The organism is Marivita geojedonensis, assembly GCF_002115805.1.
Classification (GTDB): domain Bacteria; phylum Pseudomonadota; class Alphaproteobacteria; order Rhodobacterales; family Rhodobacteraceae; genus Marivita; species Marivita geojedonensis.
The window spans coordinates 1-8,141 of sequence record NZ_JFKC01000049.1; the positions used below are offsets into that span (position 1 = coordinate 1).

Annotated in this window: 8 protein-coding genes; 6 read left to right on the top strand and 2 right to left on the bottom strand. The window is 57.6% G+C overall.

Going from position 1 to position 8,141, the window contains the following annotated elements; all coding sequences use genetic code 11:
- The first annotated feature begins 150 nt into the window (after nt 1–150).
- From MGEO_RS20700 to MGEO_RS20710, 4 genes are all read left to right on the top strand, one after another.
- Nucleotides 151–1,824 carry a SulP family inorganic anion transporter gene (locus MGEO_RS20700; protein WP_158091079.1) on the top strand — a complete coding sequence of 558 codons (1,674 nt, stop codon included), beginning with the start codon at nt 151–153 and terminating at the stop codon, nt 1,822–1,824.
- Nucleotides 1,824–2,000, top strand: coding sequence for a hypothetical protein (locus tag MGEO_RS21495; protein ID WP_158091080.1), 177 nt, complete (start codon nt 1,824–1,826; stop codon nt 1,998–2,000). Before MGEO_RS20700 ends, MGEO_RS21495 begins: the two co-directional genes overlap by 1 nt.
- Before the next feature lie 186 nt (nt 2,001–2,186).
- Entirely contained in the window at nt 2,187–3,614 is a 1,428-nt protein-coding gene (locus tag MGEO_RS20705) for a phospholipase D-like domain-containing protein (RefSeq protein ID WP_158091081.1), read from the top strand.
- A 104-nt stretch (nt 3,615–3,718) separates the two neighbouring features.
- Complete coding sequence (locus MGEO_RS20710; protein ID WP_085641645.1) at nt 3,719–4,030, top strand: DUF5665 domain-containing protein; 312 nt, start codon at nt 3,719–3,721, stop codon at nt 4,028–4,030.
- Here the strand turns inward: MGEO_RS20710 and MGEO_RS21500 are convergent, their stop codons facing one another.
- Together MGEO_RS21500 and MGEO_RS20720 are read right to left on the bottom strand one after the other, a co-directional pair.
- Complete coding sequence (locus tag MGEO_RS21500) at nt 4,031–4,213, bottom strand: hypothetical protein (RefSeq protein WP_085641646.1); 183 nt, start codon at nt 4,211–4,213, stop codon at nt 4,031–4,033.
- Between the two features lie 79 nt (nt 4,214–4,292).
- Entirely contained in the window at nt 4,293–4,823 is a 531-nt protein-coding gene (locus MGEO_RS20720; protein WP_085641647.1) for an HdeD family acid-resistance protein, read from the bottom strand.
- A 159-nt stretch (nt 4,824–4,982) separates the two neighbouring features.
- Between MGEO_RS20720 and MGEO_RS20725 the strand changes: the two genes are divergently transcribed.
- Nucleotides 4,983–7,304, top strand: a complete 2,322-nt coding sequence (locus MGEO_RS20725; RefSeq protein ID WP_085641648.1) for an arylsulfatase — start codon at nt 4,983–4,985, stop codon at nt 7,302–7,304.
- A 61-nt stretch (nt 7,305–7,365) separates the two neighbouring features.
- Nucleotides 7,366–8,141, top strand: a 776-nt coding sequence (locus MGEO_RS20730; protein WP_233140057.1) for a formylglycine-generating enzyme family protein, incomplete at its 3' end; no start/stop codon positions are given.

The window sequence follows — 8,141 nt, forward strand, 5'->3', positions numbered from 1 at the left end:
AAGATAGGGATTGACGTCAAGACCATCGCAAAGCGACGAAGGCGCGAGAGTATTGAAGAATTGAAGACCCGATTTTTCTGTCTCACACTTGCGGACCAATCGAATCGACAAGGGCCTTAGGGGATGGGCAAGATACTAAGGTCACTATCTTTGGCGACACTTGTTCCGGACATGCGGGCCGGGTTGACAGTTGCCCTTGTCTCAATCCCTGAAGGTATGGCCTATGCGCTGGTGGCAGGCGTCAACCCGATCTACGGGCTCTACACAGGGATGGTCACAACCATTGTGGCCTCCGCGACCGGCAGCACATCTCGGCTGATCGTCACCCTGACCAATGCGCTGGCGCTGGTTGCGGGCGACACGCTTGCCGACCTGTCCGGTGATGTAGACCCTGTGATAGCTCTTTTCACCCTGACCTTCATGGTGGGCGTGATGATGACAGCACTGGGGGCGCTGAAACTCGGCAGCGTGATCCGGTTTGTGTCCAAGGAAGTGATGACGGGGTTTGTCTTTGTGACGGCGCTTCTGGTTGTTCTTGGGCAGCTGCGCCACCTGGTCGGGTACAGTTCCGATCTGGATTCGAACAAGTTGGTCAAAGCGTTCGATATTTTCAGGCATGTTCAGGAATGGGATTGGCCCACAGCCTTCGCTGGATTGGTATCGATTGCCGTGCTGCTTGCACTCAAACGCACGCCCGTGCGCGGATTCGCCGATTTCCTGGTCATCGCATTCGCGGCGGTTTTGGTTTGGGTCGCCGGGATGGAAACCGTGGAAATTGCTGCCGACATCGCATCTGTACCGAGCGGCTTGGCATCACTGCCCTCGCCGATCTTGCCGGACCTCACGCTTGTTCCGTTACTACTAGGCGGTGCATTGGCGGCGACGGTTGTCGGTTTGTCCGAAAGCTCTGGCGTGGGGGCGGCTTATCCGAACAAGGACGGATCGCGCACGAACATGTCTCGCGACTTTCTTGGCCAGGGACTTGGCAATCTGGCGGGGTCGTTTTTTCAGGCCATGCCAGCAGGCGGTTCACTGTCGCGGACCGGGATCAACGCCTCAGGCGGAGCTGAGACACGGTTTGCAGGCATTACAGCGGGTGTCATGCTGGCGCTTATTCTGGTGGTGGCCGGAAGTCTGGCCAACCTGATCCCTCTTACCGGGCTTGCCGCGCTTCTGATCGTGATTGGTGTTGAGGTGATGTGGAAAGAGGGCCGCGCGCTTGTCAAAGCATGGTCGATTTCGCGGCTCTCGACTGCCATGGCTTTTGTCACCATCATCGTCGGCGTTTTCGTGGACCTCACGGCTGCGATCTTTGCTGGGGTGTTCCTGTCCTTGCTTCTGTTTGCCGTCAAAGCGGCACAGGACGGGCGGCTTGTCGAACTGGTCACAACCTCGGACGGGACTTGGGAAGAGGTCACAAAATCCACCGCCTTACAGGCAGGCGATGTGCGTGTGTTCGAGCTTGATGGTCCGGTCTATTTCGCCAGCATATACGATTTCGACACCTTGATGCCGGACCCTAAATCCGCCGCCGGGGTGACGCTGATCCTGCGGGTGCGCGACCGGCGCTTTGCAAGCCTGACCAGTCTGGAATGGCTTGAAGGCTATGCGCACGCCATCAGAGAACACGGCGGCCACCTGATCCTGACTGAGGTTGGGCCGCAAACGCTTGAGGTGCTCAGGTCGAAAGGGTTGCTGCCGGAGGTCCTGATGGCATACCCAGAAGAAAGCATCAGGTTTGCCGCTACCGAAACAGCATATTCCGAGGCGCGAAAGAGGGATGCCGAGGTGCCGACCGAAACAGATATTGAAAGGACGTCCTAATGCATTTCGACCTTGCCCATGCGGTCGTCGCCGGGTTGTTGATCTTGGCTGTTATCTACGGGATGGAGCGTTCCGGTTTGTACGTTCGGCACAAGGACGGTGGGCCCAGTTGGAGTTGGCCCTTGTTCGGTGCGGTGTTTGTCGTGATCCTCATTCTGAACTTGGTCTGGCCGTAACCGCCGCCTTTGAAGTCAAGTGATACGGCATGCCCTAGAGCGCCGGCTCTTCCGGCGATCAGCACGAAGGTCGTGATGCTCCTAAGAATTCTCAGATTTATTGCAGCGACTTGCCTCGTTCTGGGTGCGCTTTTTCTGCTGTCGCTGTCCAGTTGCACATACGTGCCGTTCGAAGAAGAGCGCGTTATGAGCCGGTCATCGTCCGGAGATGGCACACAAGCGGCAGCACTAGCGACCAAACTCAGCGATGGTGACGCAGATTACACAGGATTGGTGCCTTTGCTCAGTGGCAACGACGCGCTAGGTGCCCGACTGAGGCTGATCGAAGGTGCCGAAGAGTCCATTGACCTTCAAACATTCCTGATCAAGCCGGATATGGCCGGAACACTGGTCTGGCTCGAACTTTATCAAGCGGCTGAACGCGGGGTCAGAGTCCGGCTGCTGTTCGATGATGTCTTCACGACTGCGCAGGATGATCAAATCGCCACGCTTGACGCGCATCCGAATGTCGAGATTAGAGTCTTCAACCCGCTCTCGCGCAACAGCAATACGGCAATGAATTTCGTGCTCGACTATGCCCGCGTCAACAGACGGATGCATAATAAGGCCATGGTGGCGGACGGGTCGCTTGCCATCATCGGTGGTCGCAACATAGCGGACGAGTATTACCAGATCGGGACGGACCACGAGTTCGCGGACTTTGACCTGCTTCTGATCGGCGCTGCGACCGATGATGTGGCAGAAGCGTTCGACCTTTATTGGAATGATGAGTGGTCGGTGCCTTTGGAAAACATTGCGACATCGGACCCGGCGCCCTTGCAGCAGGTGGTGGCGCGGTTTCGTGAGCGAAGCCAGTCAGACCTGTTTTCGGTCTATTCCGGCGCCATTGATTCTGATTTCCTGACATCCGTGGCGAACGGCACCGCACCCTTGCACAAAGGCACCGCTCGGATTGTTGTGGATCAGCCTGAAAAACTGCGGGTTCGCCCTGGGCGCGGCCCGGCAGCGGTAGCCGAGGCATTCTATGACACTATGGAACAGGCACGCGACGATATCCTGATCATGACCCCCTATTTCGTCCCGCAAGACGCGCTTGCAGACCTGCTCATTTCGCAGGCGCAAAACGGCTTGCGGGTCAGGATTGTGACCAATTCATTAGCGTCGAACAACCACGCATATGTGCACGGCGGCTACGCGAATTACCGTGAGCGGCTGCTGGCGGCTGGGGTAGAATTGCTTGAGGTGCGTGCGGACGCCCCAGCGTTGGTGAACGGCCTCGACACGCCGCTGACGATGCACACCAAACTGGCTGTTATTGATGGGACAACGGTGTTCGCGGGATCGACAAATGTGGATCCGCGCTCATTCAAATTGAACACGGAAGTGGCCTTGATCGGAGAAAGCCCCTCCCTTGCCCAAAGCATCCGGTCGCGCGTCGACGCTGTTGCGCCGGACTACGCGTTTCAACTTCGTGTGTCTGAGGATGAAACGCTGACGTGGCTCTATGACGGCACCGCCGGAGCGGAAACCTACACGACCGAACCGGGTGCACGGCTTTTGGACAGGATCGTCGCGAGAATCACAAGCTGGCTGCCTGTTGAGGGTCAGCTCTGATCTGGGCGACCAGGGCAGGGGCGCTACCTTTTGCACGCGCACTGCCCTCGCCTGCGTGGCACATTGATTGGCCACACACAAAGTTAACGGTTTTGAGGACGCTCATGACGACACCACAGAATGCGCAGGCTGATCTTCCTGGTCAGTTGACCGAAATCGATCAAGACAGATTCGATCGTGTTGCACTGGCGATCGAGCAACTGGCCAATCGCAAATTCATCGCGCGCGAGGATTCAACCGTCAAGATGCTCTGGGCGCAATTCATTCGCGGAATGGCCTTTGGGTTGGGGTCGTTTCTTGGGGCGACGATTCTTGTCTCGATCCTCGTGCTAATGTTGGCGCAGATCGAGTTTGTCCCCATCATCGGCGATCTGGCGGCGCGAATTTTGCTTCAAATCCAGAACGCGACGCCCTGATCACCATCGGGTGCTGCTGGCGCATTCAGCCTTGAGCGCCTCAAGATCAAACCCGCCATCGCGAACAGCGGAGGTGATCTCCTTGGCGCGCAGGCAGTTTTCATAGGGTGAGGCGTAGTAATAAAAACCTACGCAGGCAGCGATTACCGCCAGCCCAGCCGCGAAAATGTTCATCTTTGACATAGGGGCGATCTCGCTATTGTGTGCGGAACGGGTTTGAAGATTGTTGCGCGATGCCAGTGTAGGTCAGCAATAACCGCAATTATTCCGCTTTGAGTGCAGGATTGTCTCGCAGGTAATAGGCAAAGACGCAAAACGTGATCCCGGTCGAGATCAGATCCACGCCGAGCAAGATGCCCAGAATGGTTGCCGCAGACGCCTGGAACGTCGCCAGAATGTAGATGCCGAACAAGACCGATATCGCCCCGGACAGAATAAACGTCCAGAAGGCGCGGCGATCAACGAGCGAGAACGCCATCATCGCTTTGCCGATTCCGCTGGCGATGAAGCTGATCGCAACAACGAACGACAGCGTAATCATGCCCGCGAGGGGGTGAACGAGAAGCGAAAGTCCAAGCCAAAGCAATGCAATCGCTAAAACCAGCGCCCAAAGGCGCGAGCCCCAGCCTTGCGATTGGAAGACCGCAAAAAGTTGCAATGCGCCGCCAAGAAGGAAAGCCCAGCCTGCCAAGGTCACGGCGGCCAGCGATGCGCCAAACGGATTGAGTAATGCGAAAATGCCACCAATGAGCATCAAAACCCCACCCAAGGCCCAACCAACCCAAAGCGCCATTGCTTATCCTTCCGAGTTTCTTCGCACGACGATCATCGCTGAAATATTTGTGGTTTCAACCACAAGTAGCCAAGAACTGCTTGTCATGCGCAACAATAATTTGCGTAAGTGTAATGGTTGAGCGCCCGGTGTGTTACGAAAGCAAAGGAACTTCTGACGATGGCCAATTTCAGTGGAAAAATCAGTCTAGACATTCGCGACTCCAAACCGGACTGGGAGCCTTTCCTGCCACCAAAAGCGGCCAAGGACGCGCCAAACGTCGTTTATATTGTTTGGGACGATGTCGGCATCGCTGCGTTCAGCTGTTTTGGCTCGCACATCATTGAAACACCATCCATGGATCGGCTTGCCGATATGGGCGTTCGGTTCACCCAGTGGCACACAACTGCGCTCTGCTCGCCCACCCGCGCGTCGCTTCTTACGGGGCGCAACTGCCATCGCAACGGCATGGCCTGTATCGTAGAAGGCGCCAATGGCTTTCCCGGCATGAGCGCCGTGATCCCGCCCGAGAACGGCACATTGGCAGAAATCTTGCGCGATGAGGGGTGGTCGACCTATGCCATCGGAAAGTGGCATCTGTCGCCGGACACCGAAATACACCAAGCCGCATCCAAGCGGACATGGCCGACCAGTCGCGGCTTTGATCGGTACTACGGCTTTCTTGGTGGTGAATCGAACCAGTGGTACCCTGACCTTGTCCACGACAACCACGATGTCGAACAGCCCTACATGCCGGAAGAGGGCTATCACCTGTCGAAAGACCTGACGGACAAGGCGATCAGCTTTATCGCCGACACCAAACAGGCTGATCCGGATCGGCCCTTCTTTTTGTACTATGCGCCGGGCGCAACCCATGCCCCGCACCATGCGCCCAAAGAGTGGATCGACAAATACAAAGGCAAATTCGACGCAGGCTACGAACAGTACCGCGTCGATGCGTGGAAGCGGATGATGGAGATCGGCATCCTGCCCGAAGGCACGGAATTGTCCGAGATCAATCCGTGGGACACCGACACCATCAATGCGGTTGATCTGGTGCATCCATGGGACAGCCTGAACGACGACCAGAAAAAGCTCTTTGCCCGCATGGCCGAGGTCTATGCAGGCTATCTGAGCTATACAGATCACCAGATCGGACGCCTGCTCGACTATTTGGAAGAAACCGGACAACTGGAAAACACGATCTTTGTTGCCGTTTCCGATAACGGGGCCAGCGGTGAAGGCACGCCCGATGGGTCGGTCAACGAAAACAAGTTCTTCAACAACTGGCCCGACGATCTGCAGGAAAACCTGTCCAAGCTGGATGAGCTTGGCGGCCCGAACACGTATAACCACTATCCCACCGGCTGGGCCTGGGCCTTCAACACGCCCTTCAAGATGTTCAAGCGTTACTCGCTTGAAGGTGGGATCGCAGACATGTGCATCGTGACCCATGGCAAATCTATGGGGTCGGTGGCCGGGCAAATCCGGCACCAGTACTTTCATGCGGTCGACGTGATGCCGACGATCCTCGACATGGTCGGCATCAACAGTCCGGACAAGATCGGCGGTGTCCCGCAATCGCATCTGGACGGGGTGTCCATGCTCTCTGCCATTCAGGCAGCCGAGGCAGAAGATGCGCGTAAAACCCAGTATTATGCGATGCTCGGCACGCGGGCGATCTACCACGAAGGCTGGAAAGCCGTGGCCAAACACGGTGCCCTCACGGGGGCGGGCGGTTTCGACAAGGATGACTGGGAACTCTACCATATCGCAACGGACAGGACCGAATGTCACGATGTGTCTGCCGAGCATCCCGAGAAGGTCAAGGAACTGGTAGACGTCTGGATGCGTGAAGCAGAAGCCAATGACGTCCTGCCGCTTGATGACCGCACGGCCCGAGAGCAGCTCACCCTATGGCGGCCCGGCCCTGAAGAGCGGGATCGCTACGTCTACAAGCCTGGCACCTCGGCCGTACCTGAATCGGTGGCGGTCAATATCCGGGGTCGGTCTTTTGCGATTGGTGCCGAGCTTGAGAACCTGACCAAGGACGTTTCTGGTGTGATCTTCGCCCATGGCTCGCGCTTTGGTGGCCACTCTCTGTATGTGAAGGACGGGCATCTGCACTACGTCTACAATTTCCTTGGGATTGAAGAGCAAAGACTGGTGTCGCCGGACCCGTTGCCCGAAGGAAAGGTCGCGGTTGGGATGGTGTTTGAGAAAACCCACGAAGAGCCGAAATACGTGGCCAACGGCAAGATGACCCTTCGTGTGGGCGGGCAAACCGTGGCCGAAGGAACGATGCGCACCCAGCCGGGCAAGTTCACGCTCTCGGGCGATGGCTTGTGCATCGGATGGGACAGCGCCGATCCGGTGAGCCCCGATTACCAGCCACCCAACCGCTTCACCGGTGGAGATATTCGGTTCGTCGCGGTGGATGTGAGTGGCAAGCCAGAGCTTGACCTTGAACGCGAATTCCACGCACTTCTGGCCCGTGACTGAAGGCCACTGTTGCGCACCTTCACGAAAGGTGGGTGGCACAAGGGATCAGTCCTCACCGACGGTGTCCGCAAAAGGCGAAGAACCGGAGTTGGTTCGCATTCCGGCGGGCGAATTCATCATGGGGACCGACGATGCGGAGGGCTATCCAGAGGATGGCGAAGGCCCGCCGCATCTGGTTGCGCTGCCCGCCTTTGACATTGCGCCAACCACGGTAACGAATGCGGAGTTCGCGCGCTTTGTCGCCGCAACGAACCACGTCACGACGGCAGAGGCCTTGGGCAGTTCGTTCGTCTTTGCGGGATTGTTGGCCGACGATCACCCGCCGACCCGCGCCGTGCGATCCGCCCCGTGGTGGCGGGAGATCGAGGGCGCGTACTGGCAACATCCGGAAGGACCGGAGAGCGGCATAGACGACCGCTCGGATCACCCCGTGGTCCATGTCAGCTGGTCAGACGCGGTTGCCTATTGTGAATGGTCAGGAACCCGATTGCCAACAGAGGCGGAATGGGAATACGCCGCACGGGGCGGAGTCGCTCAGGCGCGTTATCCCTGGGGCGATGACCGCGAGCCAGAAGGCCGGCACATGATGAACGTCTTTCAGGGGCAATTTCCCGAACACGATACTGGCGATGACGGCTGGATCGGCCCATGCCCTGTGCGCAGTTTCCCCCAAAACGGGTTTGGACTTTACGAGATGACAGGCAATGTATGGGAATGGTGTGCCGATTGGTTTTCGCCGCATGCCTACGCGCTGTCCTCCCCAATACGCCCGCAAGGCCCAGCCACCGGGGAACACCGGGTCATGCGGGGTGGATCATATCTCTGCCATGACAGCTA